The organism is Bradyrhizobium sp. SHOUNA76 (genome assembly GCF_023006445.1).
In the GTDB taxonomy this organism is placed as follows: Bacteria; Pseudomonadota; Alphaproteobacteria; order Rhizobiales; family Xanthobacteraceae; genus Bradyrhizobium.
The window spans coordinates 1-1077 of the sequence record NZ_JALBHA010000948.1 but is presented as its reverse complement, the minus strand read 5'-3'; the positions used below and the strand labels follow the sequence as shown (position 1 = coordinate 1077).

Here is a 1077-nt window from a genome sequence, read left to right as displayed (position 1 = left end):
GCAATCGCAGCCCGTTATTGCGAAAACTGTTCGAGCGCTTTGCCGGCATCAGCGCGCGCCGGGCGCTCCCCGCCTTCCGCAGCGACGTGTTTGCGCCGGCGGCTGAAGTGGTCGGACCCGAGACCGGCCGCGAAGTCGTGCTGTTCGCCGACACCTTCAATCGCATCTATGAGCGCGAGAACCTCGACGCCGCGCTGCGCGTGCTGACAGCTGGCGGCTATCGCGTGCATCTGCCGAAGCCTGCGCGCGGCAGCCGTCCTCTGTGCTGCGGCCGCACGTTCCTCTCCGCCGGTCTCGTCGACGAGGCCAGGGCCGAGCTCGATCGTCTCGTGGCCGCTTTCGCGCCTTTCGCCGCGCGGGGCGTGCCGATCGTCGGCCTCGAGCCGAGCTGCCTGTTGACGCTGCGCGACGAGCTCGCTTCCCTGCGCAAGGACAACGATGCCAAGGCGGTCAGCGCCCATGCGCTGACCTTCGAGGAGTTTCTGGTGCGCGAGGCCGAGGCCGGCCGGCTGCAATTGCCGCTCGGCGCCGTCGCCGAGAAGGCCGTCGTGCACGGCCATTGCCATCAAAAATCCTTCGGCGCCTTCAAGCCGATCGAGCAGGTGCTGCGCCTCGTCCCCGGCCTGAAGGTCGAGACCATCGAGTCGAGCTGCTGCGGCATGGCCGGCGCGTTCGGCTATGGCGCGGACACCTATGATGCCTCGATCGAGATGGCGGAGCTGTCGCTGCTGCCGGCCGTGCGGCGCGCCGATCAGGCTGCGCTCATCGTTGCCGACGGCACCTCCTGCCGCCACCAGATCCATGACGGCGCGCAACGCGAGGCGCTTCACGTCGCGCGCGTGCTGGCGATGAGCCTCGACCGCGCCGAAAACAATTCCACCTCAACCGCTGCAAAGGAAACCAGCCATGGCTGACCTCACCCTCGACACCGCCCGCAAGATTCTCGACGCCGCCTTCGCGAAGGCCGGCGAGCTCAAGCTCAAGCCGCTGGTCGTCACCATCCTCGACGCCCGCGGCGTGCTCAAGCTTGCCGCGGCGCAGGACGGCACCAGCCTGATGCGCGGCGAGATCGCGCAC

General features: G+C 68.5%; 2 protein-coding genes. Both read left to right on the top strand.

The window, feature by feature from the left end; all coding sequences use genetic code 11:
- Positions 1-914 (top strand): (Fe-S)-binding protein (locus tag MOV74_RS38860; RefSeq protein WP_404979236.1); only part of this gene is annotated, 914 nt, incomplete at its 5' end.
- Positions 907-1077 (top strand): heme-binding protein (locus tag MOV74_RS38855; RefSeq protein WP_246932883.1); only part of this gene is annotated, 171 nt, incomplete at its 3' end. The genes MOV74_RS38860 and MOV74_RS38855, both read left to right, overlap by 8 nt.